This is a genomic window from Sphingomonas colocasiae (assembly GCF_019880585.1).
GTDB lineage: Bacteria > Pseudomonadota > Alphaproteobacteria > Sphingomonadales > Sphingomonadaceae > Sphingobium_A > Sphingobium_A colocasiae.
In genome coordinates this window covers 265,157-279,395 of record NZ_JAINVV010000011.1, presented here as the reverse complement: position 1 = coordinate 279,395, position 14,239 = coordinate 265,157, and the positions used below count along the sequence as shown (strand labels likewise).

Annotated in this window: 8 protein-coding genes; 3 read left to right on the top strand and 5 right to left on the bottom strand. The window is 64.9% G+C overall.

All coding sequences use genetic code 11. The features are described 5' to 3' along the window. Positions 1-236 precede the first annotated feature (236 nt). The 5 genes from K7G82_RS22950 to K7G82_RS22930 form a co-directional block, all read right to left on the bottom strand. Entirely contained in the window at positions 237-791 is a 555-nt protein-coding gene (locus tag K7G82_RS22950) for a hypothetical protein (protein ID WP_222992283.1), read from the bottom strand. Between the two features lie 802 nt (positions 792-1,593). Beyond that, positions 1,594-3,174 carry a sodium:solute symporter family transporter gene (locus K7G82_RS22945; RefSeq protein ID WP_222992282.1) on the bottom strand — a complete coding sequence of 527 codons (1,581 nt, stop codon included), beginning with the start codon at positions 3,172-3,174 and terminating at the stop codon, positions 1,594-1,596. A 341-nt stretch (positions 3,175-3,515) separates the two neighbouring features. Next, the gene (locus K7G82_RS22940) at positions 3,516-4,778 is read right to left on the bottom strand and encodes an exo-beta-N-acetylmuramidase NamZ family protein (RefSeq protein ID WP_222992281.1); all 1,263 of its coding nucleotides are present in this window, start codon (positions 4,776-4,778) and stop codon (positions 3,516-3,518) included. Continuing rightward, on the bottom strand, positions 4,775-6,001 hold the full coding sequence (locus K7G82_RS22935; RefSeq protein ID WP_222992280.1) for a serine hydrolase domain-containing protein: 1,227 nt from the start codon (positions 5,999-6,001) through the stop codon (positions 4,775-4,777). The genes K7G82_RS22940 and K7G82_RS22935 overlap by 4 nt, the downstream gene beginning before the upstream one ends. Before the next feature lie 552 nt (positions 6,002-6,553). Next, positions 6,554-7,249 (bottom strand): TetR/AcrR family transcriptional regulator, encoded by a 696-nt coding sequence (locus tag K7G82_RS22930; protein WP_222992279.1) that lies wholly within the window; start codon positions 7,247-7,249, stop codon positions 6,554-6,556. A 368-nt stretch (positions 7,250-7,617) separates the two neighbouring features. Here K7G82_RS22930 and K7G82_RS22925 point away from each other — a divergent pair, with 368 nt between their 5' ends. The 3 genes from K7G82_RS22925 (at position 7,618) to K7G82_RS22915 (ending at position 14,232) form a co-directional block, all read left to right on the top strand. Beyond that, a complete protein-coding gene (locus tag K7G82_RS22925) occupies positions 7,618-9,870 on the top strand; it encodes a TonB-dependent receptor (protein WP_222992278.1) in 2,253 nt (750 codons plus the stop codon). Positions 9,871-10,018: 148 nt separating this feature from the next. After that, positions 10,019-11,788: a gamma-glutamyltransferase family protein gene (locus K7G82_RS22920; RefSeq protein WP_222992277.1), complete on the top strand. Its 1,770-nt coding sequence runs from the start codon at positions 10,019-10,021 to the stop codon at positions 11,786-11,788. After that, positions 11,788-14,232, top strand: coding sequence for a S9 family peptidase (locus K7G82_RS22915; protein ID WP_222992276.1), 2,445 nt, complete (start codon positions 11,788-11,790; stop codon positions 14,230-14,232). The genes K7G82_RS22920 and K7G82_RS22915 overlap by 1 nt, the downstream gene beginning before the upstream one ends. Positions 14,233-14,239: the final 7 nt, after the last annotated feature.

Genomic DNA, 14,239 nt, shown 5'->3' with positions numbered 1-14,239 from the left:
CTCGACCGACGAGTCATTTTTCGTATCTGTCATTCAATTGTAAGTTTTCTTGGGGGGGGGGCATTGCATGCATCGCCGTGATCGGCTGGTTGAGCTGCCGATGTTCGACTCTGGGCCACCATGCCTCATTCGAGCTTGAGATGCTCCCAATCGGCTATCAGGGCTATATATTTTTCAATAAAAACCGATTCTTCGTTACCTTCGAGGGGTGTTGTTTCCGGAGAGAAGAATACTCGTCAAAGAGGATCAATAATGCGCATGTCTCTTGGGTCTAATTCTGTCAAAGTTTGTTGCATAGCCCATAGGCCCAACCTTCCTCCCTCTTCGGTAAGTGCTGGTTCTTCACTGAAATATGGATATACGACGCGCGTATACTTATCTCTTACGCGTGCGTGCAGCGCATCCCGTATGCGAATTGTGCCGCCAAGATTTGCAAGTCGTAAGTTGCCATGTACGCTTTGTGGGATAATCTCGACTGGCTCGTTCGACCAGCGCAGTTTTGCAGTGAGTAAATCGAGAATACCATCCCTCAGCAATGGGTATAGACGCTTAAAACTCCCATTGGATGTCACGCGTTCAGCAGTTAGTTGAGTCAGATCACCGGTTCCAGAGATATGCTTCTTCACATCCGACCAAAATGGTAGGTAAAAATCTCCGCCTTGGCTCCTTGTTCCACCGGCGTCCTTTTTGAGATCGAGTCGGATATCATTCTTAATTATTGATCGCCTTAACGACTGATTTGCGTAGAACAGCTGTAAAGCTTTTCGAAGAGGGATATCCAGGACAGACATGCGTAGTCCACTCATCTACATTGATGCCTATTAAGCACATGGATTTTTGTGAAAAAGCAAGGGAAAGTTACGTAGGGACCTTGATTTTTGGGCGAGCCAGCGCTTCGATGCCGTGACCGTCACCTGCTCGGGAACGCACTCGGATGGAGTTGAGACTGACTCAGGGCGAGGCCACTATCAACGAACGTCTGATATGAGTAGGCGCGAGGAAATGCCCGAGCCTTCGGAATTGTTTCGTTGTAGCTTTGAAAGGGTAATGGTTCTGAAAAAATTCGAGTTCTACCGCGAGGTTGAATCTGCTCGTAACAGGAAGCCTTGCGCTGTATCGTCGAGCCAATCCGCGTCATTGGTTCTCGCAACAGACGATCATTTTCCATCGTATGGCGCCTTGCGCCGGAGAGTGCTGCCTATGGTTCTGTGACGGTAGCTGCACGCCCTTGTTCGAGGCGATCTCATCACCACAACCTTGGCATTCGTAGATGCCGTTGTCGGGCGGCGTCTCTCCAGGCTTCCAGATCTTGTCAAAATTGGCATGCTCGTTTTTGGTTAGCTTTCTGCTGTCCTTATACCAAGCCATCGAAGCCCCCGATGTAAGTCGTAAGAGAAATCTTGATTGGTACCGCTGTGGCGTCAAGTGGAGATACCTCCACAATGGTATTGTTCACCTCGTACCAAGCGAGTGCCCCCCGCGATAAGTGACGAGAAAACATAAACTAATGAACTTAGCACGGATAACGGCAAGGCCTCCGGCCCGTCGCGCCCCCCGGCCCAAATCACATCAATCCTCCACAATCAAACAAACTCACCCAGCCTCCCGTCCCCCACGCCCCACCGCCACCAGAAACGCCACCGCCGTCCCCACGCAAAGCTGGAACGGGAATGCCAGCCCTTGCAGCATCTCGGGCAGGCCCAGCGCCGCCGCGATGGCGGGTTGGAGGAGGAGCACGGTGATGAAGCCCGCGATCAGTGATGCGATCACCGATCCGGTGGTGCCGCGGCGGGTGAAGATGGCGGCGAAATAGACGCCGAGCAGGCCGGCATAGGCGAACACCATCACCTGCAGCGCGAATTCCAGCAGGCCGAGCTTGGCGTAGTGCTGCCAGTAGAATGAGAGGACGGCCACGATCAGCATCGCCAGGCCGATCACGCCCATGCCCGCGCGGCCGGCCTGGACATAATGATGTTCGGGCACGGCGGCGGCGGTGGCGCCGTTGTTGTTGGCCGCCGCCGCCCGGCGCTCGCGCCAGGGGCGGTAGAAATCCTGGATCAGCACGGAAGACATGGCGTTGAGCGCCGAATTGGTGGTGGCCACCGCCGCCGCCATGATGCCCGCCGTCACCAGCCCGCGCAGGCCCTGCGGCAGCCCCGTCAGGATATAGTGCATGAAGATGCTGATCTTCTCACCCGCGAAGGCCTGGCCCGCGCTGTTGGTGGCGCCGCCCATCAGTTCCGGCCGGTCGTAGAAGATATGGAGCAGCAGCCCGATCGTGATGAAGATCGCCACCACCGGCACCGTCGCGAAGACGGAGAGATACAGGCCGCGCGCGCCCGTCTTCGCATCCTTGCAGGCGAGCAGCCGCTGCGTCGTATCCTGGTCCAGCCCCGACGATGCGATATAGAGCAGCGCGATGCCCGTCACGATCGCCAGCAGGGAGAAGGGGCGGGAGAGGTCGGTCGAGAAATCGAACAGGCGCAATTTGTCGACGCCGCCCGGCGCATGCATCAGGCCCTGCAGGATTTCCGCATCGCTGGCCGGGATCGCGTTGCGCAGGAAGATCAGCACTGCGATCGCCGATCCTACCATGATCACGAACTGGAACAGATCGATCCACAGCACCGATCGCAGCCCGCCGACAAAGGTGGACAGGAAGCTGGCGACCACCAGCACCGCCGCCGCCACGAATATGCCGCCGGCGGTGACCGTGCCCGTCATCACCATCGCCACCGCGATCGCCGCCAGATAGACGCGCGCGCCGCCCGCCAGCACGCGGCCGAACAGGAACATGCCCCCCGTCCAGCGCGTCGCCAGCGTGCCGAAACGCATGGTCAGCAGCTCGTAAACGGTGGTGACGCGCGCCGCGTAGAAACGCGGGATCAGCACATGCGCGACGAAGATCGCGCCGATCAGCCCGCCCAGATTGGTGCCGAGATAGGTGAAATCGCCATGATAGCCGAAATCCGGCCCGCCCAGGAACGTCGCCGCCGATTGCGTGGCGGAGAGGACGGAAACGGCGGCGAGCCAGGCGGGCACGGTGCCGCCGGCCAGGAAATAATCATGCGCGGTATCGGTATGGCGCGGCATGAACACCCAGGCGCCCGCCGCCAGGAAGGCGAAATAGCCGAGGATGACGGCCCAGTCTGTCAGGCTGAACGGGAGGGACATTGTGGGCTCCTATCGGCGGGTCGTTCGGGTTCCGTCTTCGTCATCCCGGCGAAAGCCGGGATCCATGCCGGGCTGGTGTCCTGCACCGGCATCGTATGGATTCCGGCTTTCGCCGGAATGACGGGAGGGGGTTAGTGGTTGTTCCTCGGGTTCCTTGCATAGCGTTATTCGCGGTGCTTCCAACCTGTCATCCCCGCGCACGCGGGGATCCAGTTTCTTCTTCTTTTTTCTGATGCTTCACGGAAAAGCTGGATCCCCGCGTGCGCGGGGATGACAAGGGGAGGGTGCGACCGGGTGGGCGTGACGGGTGGGCGGAGGCGTGAGGCCGCATGCCGAGCCCTTCAATACAGCAGATATCGCGCACGGCGGGCCTTGAAGCGGTTGAGGGCGGGTTGCCAGGCGGCGGCGATCCTGCGGGGGTCTTCGCCGGCCTTGATCCTGTCCAGCATCGCGCGGTCGCGCAGCAGGCGGTCCACGCGGTCGATCTCGAACTTGGGGCCGTAAAGTTTCCAGAGGGCGGAGACCGCCTCCACGCCCAGCAATGGCGCGTCCAGACGGTCGCGGTCGTCCACGATCACCTCCACGCCCTCCACGCGCTGGCCGACATGGGGGAAATGCGCGTCGCCTGCGGGCACATAGACGATGGGCATGAAATGCACGCCGGCTATGGCGCGGCGGTTGAGGTGATCGGCCAGCGCGACGCCGTCGATCCAGGGCGCGCCGAAGCGGAGGAAGGAGGGTTCGCTCGGCCCCTTCACATTCACGTTGGTCCCTTCCAGCAGCGCGGTGCCGGCATAGGCGGTCGCCTGGGCGGGGCTGCGCAGATTGGGGGAGGGGTTGATCCACAACAGCCCGGTCTGATCATACCAGTCGGTGCGTTTCCAGCCGGTCATGCGGATCACCGTCAGCTTCGCGCCGATCCGGTCCTCCGCATTGAACATCGTCGCCAGCTCGCCCAGCGTCATGCCCGGGCGCATCGGCTCCGCATGCGGGGTCACGTAATTCTCCTGGCCCGGCAGCGTGACGGGGCCCTGCACCGCGACGCCGTTGATCGGGTTCGGCCGGTCGAGCAGGATCAGCTCCACGCCATGCGCGGCCGATGCCTGGAGGAAATATTTGGTGAGCGTCTGGAACGTCCAGTATCGCACGCCCACATCCTGCAGATCGATCACCACCGCATCGACGCCGGCGAGCTGGCGCGCGCCGGGGCGGCGATCGGCCGGGTTGCCGCCATACAGGCTGACGATCGGCAGGCCGCTGGCCTTGTCCACCCCATCATCGATATGTTCGACATCCAGCGCGGCATCGATGCCATGTTCGCCGCTGAACAGCTTCACCACCTTCAGCCCCGGCACCGCCGCCTCGGCATCCTGCCGCAGCACGTCGATCGTGCGCCGGCCGCGCCCGTCCACGCTGATCGGGTTCGCCAATATGCCCAGCCGCAGCCGCCCGCCATGGCGCGCCGCCACCTGCTTCAACTGCGCAAAGCGCTGATCCTGCAGCACGTCGATACCCGTCCGCACGCGCGCGGCGGCGGGGGTGGCGATCAGGGTGAGCAATACCGCCAGGATCGCGGTGAGCATGGCGGCGGGGGATAATCTCATGGCTGTGGTTCCGCCCCGTCGAGCGCGGCGAGCACCGCGCCATGGATGGCGGGGCGGGCCTGTCCGATCAGGCTGTTCTCGCGCGTCGGGTTGACGCGGTTGGTGAGCAGGATGACGAAGGCGTCGCGCGCGGGATCGATATAGATGGTGGTGCCGGTGAATCCGGTGTGCATGATCGCGCTGGGGGATGCGAGCGGCCCGGCAAAGCCGCCGCCCGTGCCCGGCATGTCCCAGCCCAATGCGCGTTTGCTGTCCGCCGGCAGGCCCTGGGCGCGGCGGAACAGGTCGACGGTGCTCTGCTTCAACAGGCGCTTGCCGCCTAGTCGCCCGCCGTTGAGCCAGAGCTGCGCGAGCCGGGCGAGATCGGCGGCGGTGGAGAACAGCCCGGCATGGCCGGCGACGCCGCCCATCAGATAGGCATTCTCGTCATGGACGACGCCGTGGACCATGGCGTGGCGCAATGTGTCGTCCTGTTCGGTGGGTGGGATGCGGCGCAATTCGGCGCGCGGCGGGCGGAATCCCGTGTCCTTCATGCCCAGCGGGCCGAAGACCTCCGCCTGCAGGAAGCGATCGAGCGGGCGGCCGGTGATGCGCTCGACGATCTCGCCCATCAGGATCAGGTTGAAATCCTGGTATTTATAGCTGGCGCCCGGCGGATCGGCGGCGGGCAGCGCGTGGATCGCCGCCAGAATGGCCGCCTTGTCCCTGGCCTTCCACCAGAAGGGATCGCCCGCCTTCAGCCCGGAACTGTGCGTGAGCAGGTGGCGGACGGTGATCGCGTCATGCCCGGCGGTGCCCGCGAATTCGGGCAGGTAGCGGGTGACGGGCGTGTCCAGATCCAGCCGGCCGCGATCGTAGAGCAGGGCGGCGGCCATCGTCGTGCCCGCCACCTTGGTGAGCGATGCGAGATCGAAGATCGCGTCCACCGGCATCGGCGGCGCGCCGGGCGAGGAATCGATGCGCCCGAACGCCTTCAGCGCGACCAGCCGGCCATGCTGCCCCACCGCCAGAACTGCACCGGGAAAGGCGCGTTCGGCGACGAACCGATCCACCTCCGCAAAGGCGCGGGAGAAGCGGGTTTCCTGGTTGGCGGTGGCGGTGGCGGGGGTTTTGTGCGCCGGCGCCTCGGCCAGGGCGGGATGGGCGAAGACCAGCAGCGCGGCGGTAGCGGCGATGAGCCAATGGGGGCGGGTGTTGGGGATGATGTTCAAACGGCCTGCCATGTCCTTATCCTCCCCGCGCGCAGCGGGGGGAGGGGGACCGCCGGCCGCAGGCCGGTGGTGGAGGGGAAATACGATGCCGTTCGCGCGTGCCGGACCGGATGGCTGCCCGTCTCTTCGGAGAATGCGGGAGAGGGGATGAACCGCATTTCCCCTCCACCATGCCGCTTCGCGCCATGGTCCCCCTCCCCATCTTCGATAGGGAGGAGAAGGGGATCGTGCCGTTTCGAATCGTCATTGCGGGGGAGCGTAGCGGCGAAGCGATCGGGTGGCCAATATCGCGCCGGCCCATGCGAACGCGCATCGCGATCCAGTCCGTCATGCCGGCGGAGGCCGGCATCTCCCGACGGACAAGGCGCGATCTGGTTGGGAGTCCCCGGCCCTTCGACCATGCTCAGGAGAGCCCTTCGCCGGGGTGACGTGGGGAGGGCAGCGATGTTTCCGCCCGTCCGTGAGGGCCGGCCTCAACACCGTTCGGGCTGAGCTTGTCGAAGCCCTGTCCTTCTTGAGCCTGGATGCGGAAGAACAAGAGCAAGGAGCCCGAACGGGTGTGGGTTACCCCGCCGCCTTCACCCGTTTCGCGCGGGGCTTTGCCGTCTTGGGCGCCTTCATGCGCGCGGCCTGTTGTTTCAGCACGCGCATCAGTTCGGCGCTGGGCTCGCGGCCGGTGAGCACCTGATAATAGACGGGGACGAGGCGGAGGCGTTCCAGCGGCTCGTCGTCGATATTGAGCGCCCAATAGCCGATCTGGTGGAAATAGGTGACGCGCGCGCGCACCAGCGCCTCGTCTCCCGAATAGCCGTCGCGCTCCAGGAATTCCTGGATCAGTTCGATCCACGCCTTGTCGACGCGCGCCACCGATGCCGCCACCTCGGCCGATCGCCGCGCCCAGGATCGCACCGCGATATCGAACAGCAGCACGCTGGCATCCTCGCCCAGCCAGATGCCGAACACTTCCACCATGCCGTCGGTCGCGCGCGCCGAACGCGCGCGCACCTGCGCGATCTCGAAATAATTGCGCGCTTCCCAATCGGTGAGCAGCGCATCCAGCAATTCGCGCCGGTCCTGGAAATGCCAGTAGAAGCTGCCGCGCGTCACGCGCATCTGGCGGGCGAGCCGATCCACCTTCACATCGTCTATGCCGCGATCGACCAGGATCTTGCGCGCGGCGGCGATCCAGTCCTCTCGGCCCAGTCGGCGGGCGGGCTTGGCGGGCTTTGCCGGTTTGTCGGCTTTTGCGGCGTCGGTCATCAGGCCGGCAGCGTTGCGCGCAAAGTGCCCGAATGTCCAGCATCCAGTGCCGCCGCCCGCCCGCCATGCCCCGAATCGCGCCGCTGCCCATGCATGTTTTCCATGCACTATCGTCTGTTTGAAGTGATTCACGTCCAAACAGTTCTGTATTTTTTTCTGTGTGTTTCAGCCATGGTCACTGTATGGAAATTTCATTTAAATAATTGAAATACAATAAATATAGTCGGGCGCATCGGGCCCGAAACCGTATATGACAAACCCCGTTGCAAATGCGCGGATTTTATATGACAGTAGTGCATGGAAAAGATGATCGCTGACGGGCCGTCCAGGCATCGCGGCGGGTTCAGGCTGGGGATTGGAACATGCAGATGAAGCGGAGTTTGATGGTTGCGTGCGCGATCGGGGCGATCGCCGGGGCGCACGGGCAGGCCTTTGCGCAAAGCGCGGAGGAGGGCGCGGACACGCCCGACGCCAACGAGATCGTCGTCACCGCCAGCAAGCGCGAGGAACGGTTGCAGGACGTGCCCGCATCGGTCACCGCGCTGGGCGCGGAGACGATCGAGACGCTCGGCATCTCCAGCTTCCGCGACTATGCCAGCCTGGTGCCCGGCCTGTCGCAGCGCGACACCGGCCAGCCCGGCGTCGGCACCATCATCATGCGCGGCCTGAATTCGGGCGCGCAGCAGACGACCAACACCGCCGGCTATTATATCGACGACGCGCCGTTCAGCGCCAGCGGCTATCTGGCGGTGAGCGCGCTGATGACGCCCGAGCCCGAATTGGCGGAGATCGAGCGGATCGAGGTGCTGAAGGGGCCGCAGGGCACATTGTACGGCGCCGGCAGCCTGGGCGGCCTGATCCGCGTCGTCACCAAAAAGCCCGATCCCACGCGTTTCTCGATGAGCGCGCGGGCCGAGGTCAGCCATGTCTCGCACGGGGAGGAAGGCTTCCTGGCGCGCGGCACCGTCAATATCCCGATCATCAAGGATGTCGCGGCGATCACCGCCACCGGCTATTATCGCCGCCTGCCGGGCTTTGTCGACAATGTCTCGACGGGCAAGCGCGACGCCAACCGCGCGACGATCAAGGGCGGCCGCGTGGCGCTGTTCGTGGAGCCCGTGGCCGATCTCACGATCAACCTGGCCGGCCAGATCCAGCAGATCGACATGGTGGGATCGAGCGGGATCAGCACCATTCCCGGCAGCTTCACCCCCGAATTCGGCGGCTATAGCTACGATCCCTTCCGCGATCTGCCCGGCAAGGTGAAATATCGCCTGATCAACGGATCGATCGATTATGCGACGGGCATCGGCAACATCACCGCATCGGCCAGCTACGCCAAATATAATGTGGCGACGCGGGCGGATTACACCAGCGCCTATATCCCGCTGGCGCGCACCACGCTGGGGCCGATTTCCAGCATCGTCTTCGGTGCGCCGATCGATACGATCCTGCCCGCCAGCTCGCGCGCGCAGGCGCTGATCAATCCGGCGGCGGAGAAATATTCGGCCGAACTGCGCTTCGCATCGAAGCGGCTGGGGCCGATCGAGTTCCTGGCCGGGCTGTTCTACACCGATGAGGACAGCGTCTATATCACGCGCGTGTCCGCGCTGAACGCGGCGGGCGCGCCGCTGCCCGCGCCGTTCCAGACGCTGATCCTGGCGACGACCACGTCGAAGTACAAGGAAATCGCGGGTTTCGGAAACCTGACCTTCTACCTGACCGACAATCTGGACGTCACCGGCGGCGTGCGTTACGCGCATAACGAGCAGACAGCGGGCACCGGCGGGCCGGGGGCGCTCAGCTTCTTCCTGCCGCGCGCAGCCTCCACCTTCGAATTCGAAGACAATGCGACGACCTGGCTGGCGACCGCGCGCTGGCGGCCGATGCGCAACCTCAGCTTCTATGCGCGCGCGGCGAGCGGCTATCGCCCCGGCGGCCCGCAGACCAATTCGGCGCCGCCGCCGGGCGCGCAGACGCTGATCCGGCCCGACGGCGTGTGGAATTACGAAATCGGCATGAAGGGATCGGCGCTGAACGGCGCGTTCAGCTTCGATATCGCCGCCTATCATATCGATTGGGACGACATCCAGCTCAACACGCTGGTCAACGGCTTCGTGCTGGGCGGCAATGCGGCGAGCGCCACGGTGGACGGGCTGGAGATGCAGCTGCAGGCGCGGCCCAATTCGCGCCTGACGATCGGCGCCAATATGGGCTATACCGACGCCAAGCTGAAATCGATCACCGCAACCGCCGCCGCCGTGCTGGGCGCGCGGGCGGGGGACCGGCTGCCGCTGACCCCGCGCTACACCGTCGCGCTGATCGCCGATCACAGCCTGCCCTTCTCCGACAGCGCGATCGGCAATGTCGGCGCCACGCTGCGTTTCCAGTCGGACATGCCGTCCACCTATCCCGCGCTCGATCCCGGCCGCACGCAGAAGCTGCCGGATATCACCACGCTCGACCTGCGCGCCGCCGTCACCTTCGACGAGCGCTACACCGCGCAGCTTCGCGTCGACAATGCGTTCGATACGCTGGGCTTCACCAATATCGACGCGGCCGGCGGCGCGGTGGTGATCCGCCCGCGCACCGTGTCGCTGGGGCTGGGGGTGAAGTTCTGATCCGCCGTTGAATTGCCGTCATTCCAGCGAAAGCTGGAATCCATGCGGTGCCGGCACGTGAACCGGAGATCGTATGGACCCCAGCTTTCGCTGGGGTGACGGGTGGGAAATGCTGAACATATCCGTCCCGGAGCTTCAGGAGAGTAGAATGGACCGCCGCCAATTCATCGCGGGCTCCGCCGTCGGCGCGGGGGCGCTGCTGGCGGCGTCGCGCGCCGCCGCCGAGAACCTGCCGCGCGCCACGCCCGATCAGATGCGCAAATATGTCCGCGATCCGGGGCCGAAGACGCCGGTTTCGAACGTGAAGGCGGCGTGCAGCACCGACAATGCGATCGTCACCGAAACGATCCTGAAGGTGATGCGCGAAGGCGGCAACGCCGTCGATGCCGCGATCGCGGGCTGCATGGTGCAGGCGACGGTCGAACCCTTCATGACCAATCACACCGGTACCGTCACCTTCCTCTATTACGAGGCGAAGAGCGGCAAGCTTTACCAGCTCGACAGCACCGGCACCTTCCCGGCCGATCTGCCGCCCTTCCGCCCGGTGCCGCCGATGCCCGGATCGGGCTATGCCGCCTATCCGCCTTCCGCCGTGATCCCGGGCTTCATGCCGGGTCTGAAGGAAATGCATGCGCGTTTCGCCAGCAGGCCCTGGGCGTCGCTGTGCGAGGATGCGATCCGCTGGGCGGAGGAGGGGCACCCCGTTTCCACCTTCGAGGTGCAGGTCAACGAATTCGGCGCCAATTTCTACAATCACTTCGCCGATGGCCGGCGTTTCTTCGCTCCCGGCGGCTTCCTGGTGAAGGTGGGCGATCTGTTCGTGAACAAGCCGCTGGCGCAGACCTTGCGCAAGGTGGCGCAGGAAGGGCCCGATCACATGATCACGGGCGAATGGGCCGATGCCTTCATCGCGCGCGGCAATGCGATGGGCTGGCGGATCGAGAAGCGCCACATGACGGCGACGCCGCCGCGCTGGATCGATCCGCTGCGCTTCGCGCACAATGAATATGAGATCGCCAGCCTTGCCCCGCCGCAGAACCAGGGGCTGCGCATCGCGATCACATTGGGCATCCTGCGCCATCTGGGCATCCGCAAGGTGCAGCCGGGATCTGCCGAGCATCTGTTCTACATGGCGCATGCGCTGCGCCATGCCATCTATCATGCCGGCTTCAGCGGCGATCCGGTGGCGGTGGCCGATTACGACACCGCGGCCCTGCTGGACGAAGCCTTCTTCGCGCATTCGGCGCGGCTGATCCGCGGCATCATGCCCAAGGTGGACCTGTCGCGCCATGTGGCGATGACGAGCGGCGCGAGTTCGCTGGGCGGCGAGGCGACGGGGGCGGGCAACCGGCTGGAGAAGCAGCCGAGCGGAAGCTGCGAACTCGCCGTCGTCGATGCCGAGGGCAATTGGGTGCAGATGATGAACACGCTGCAATCGGGCGGCATCCCCGGCGTGGTCGTCGGCGGCGTGCCGATGGTGGGCAGCCATTGCACCTTCGACCAGCCCGGCACGTCGATGATGCAGCTGCTGGCGCCCAATGCGCGGATGCGCACGGTGATGGGCAACACCATCGTGCTGAAGAACGGCCGGCCCGTGCTGTCGCTGGGATCGCCGGGCAACGTCCATTGCACGGTGCCGCAGGTGCTGACCTATGCGCTCGATTTCAACATGTCGCCCTATGACGCCTCCGATGCGCCGCGCATGCTGCCGCTGACCGACAGCAGCGAGATGGTGATCGAGGATCGTCTGTCGCCCGAAGCGCTGAAGGGGCTGGCGGCGATGGGGGTGAAGGTGCGCGCGGTCGGTGCCTATGACTATCATATGGGATCGTTCCAGATGGCCTATCGCGACGCGAAGGGCGCGCTCGGCGCCTCCGCCGATCCGCGGCGCATGGGTGTGGCGGACGGGCTGCGCTGATGCGGTCGCTCGCTTTCCTGCTGGCGCTGACCCTGCCGGGCTTGGCCCAGGCCCAGGATTCCATGACCGAGGCTTATGGGCGCGCCGCCAGGGTGCTCGACGCCAATCTGACGGGCGCGATCCGCAATGCGGAGGTGACGCCGCACTGGGCGGCCGATGGCAAGAGCTTCTGGTATCGCAGGGATGCCGGCCAGGCTCAGGAATGGCTGATCGTCGATGCGCGCACGGGCGCGCGGACGAAAGCGTTCGATGCGGCGGCGCTGCGTGCGGCCGCGCAGGCGGCGATCGGCGCGGCGACGCTGCCGGGGGTGCTGCCGGTGAGCGCGATCGATGGCGAGAGCGTGACGATCGGTCTTGCGGACGGGATCGTCACGTGTCGTTTGCCGCGACTGGAATGCAGCCGTGCCGCGCTGCCCGTCCGCGCGGCCGACGCGATCTGGTCGCCCGATGGCCGGCAGAGCGTGTTCGCGCGCGACCATAATCTGTGGCTGCGCGGTGCGGACGGGGGCGATCCGGTGGCGCTCACCACCGACGGCGTCGCCGACAATGCCTATGGCGCGCCGTCGGACATGTCGCTGTTCGCGATCCCGACGATGCGTTCCACAGCACCTCGCCCGCCGGTCGGCCTCGCCTGGTCGCCCGATGGCCGCCATCTGCTGAGCGACCGTGTCGACCAGCGCGCCGTGGCGCCGATGCCCTTTATCGAGGCGGCGCCGCTCGACGGCAGCCTGCGGCCGAAACTGTGGCAGCCGCGCATCGCGCTGCTGGGTGAGAGCGAGGCGATCAAGAGTGACCTGACCGTCTTCGACATCGCCGCGCGCACGCACCGGCGCGTGCAATTGCCGGAGGGCTGGCGCACATCGCCCAGCGTCTTCCACTGGTCCGCCGATGGGCGCCGCGCCTATGGCCTGGCATCGACGCGCGCGCAAAAGGCGATCGGCCTGGTCGAGATCGAGCTGGCGACGGGCGCGGTGCGGCTGGTGATCCAGGAAGCGACGCCGGTCTGGGGCCGGTTCAACGCCTTCATTTACAGCGCGCCCAATGTCCGCATCCTGGAGAAGACGGGCGAGGCGATCTGGTTCTCCGAGCGTGACGGCTGGGGGCAGCTTTATCTCTACGATCTCAAGAGCGGCCGGCTGAAGCGCCAGCTGACCACCGGCAAGCGCACGGTGCGCGACATCGTCGGCGTGGACGAGGCGCGGCGGCGCGTGATCTTCACCGCCGGCGGCGCCGATGACGGGGAGGATCCCTATCTTGTCCGCATCCATGCCGTGGGCCTGGATGGCGGGCGGCAGGTGCTGCTGACCCCCGAAAACGCCGTCCATGTCGCGGCGCGCGCGCCGATCGGCAATGCGATGGCGGGCTGGACGTTTCCGGGCATGACGGCGCCGGGAAGCGCGGCGAAGGCGCCGGCGGCGACCGGCGCGCTTTCGCCCGACGGCGCGATGATCGTCGAAAGCCATTCCGCGCTCGATCGCCCGCCGGTGAGCGTGCTGCGCTCGGCGATTGACGGGCGGGTGATCGCCACGCTCGAAACCGCCGATGTCTCGCAGGTCGCGGCGGCGGGCTGGCGCGCGCCGACGCGCGTGCGCACGCTGTCCGCCGATGGCAGGACGCCGATCTGGGGCACGGTCTGGTTCCCGCCCGATATGCGGCCGGGCCGCAAATATCCGGTGATCGACGCGATCTATGGCGGCCCGCAGGTGACCAACGCGCCCGCCGACTATCGCGAGGCGGTGGTGACGATGAACCCGCGTTCGCGCGCCAGCCTGGCCGAACTCGGCTTCATCGTCGTCACCATCGACGGGCGGGGCACGCCCGGCCGGTCCAAGGCGTTCAACAATGAAAGCTACGAGGATTTCGCGGCGCCCGAACTGGCCGATCATGTGGCCGGCATCCGCCAGCTCGCCGAACGATTCGGCAGCTTCGATCTCGATCGCGTCGGCATCTATGGCCACAGCTTCGGCGGCTATACCTCCGCCTATGGCATCCTGGCCTATCCCGATTTCTACAAGGTCGCGGTCTCTTCGGCCGGCCCGCTCAATTTCCAGGGCTTCTATCCGGTGGAGGGCATCTTCCCCGTGCCCGATTACGGCAATGGCCGGACGGCGCGGCCCGATGCGGGCGCGGTGCCCGCCAATTACGCGAAGCTGGACCTGATGCCGCGCGCCGCCAATCTGAAGGGCAAGCTGATGCTCGTCTATGGCGAGCATGACGAGAATGCGCTGCCCAGCGTGACGCTGCAATTCGTCGACGCGCTGATCAAGGCGAACAAGCCCTATGACCTGATGTACCTGCCCAATCAGGGCCACGGATTCTTCCGCACCAGCCCCTATTATACCCAGCGCATGTGGGATTATTTCGTCGAGCATCTGCTCGGCGCCACGCCGCCCGCCGATTTCCGCCTGCAATTCAACGCGGCGGCGCCGGCTGCTGGTTATTGAACCCCTG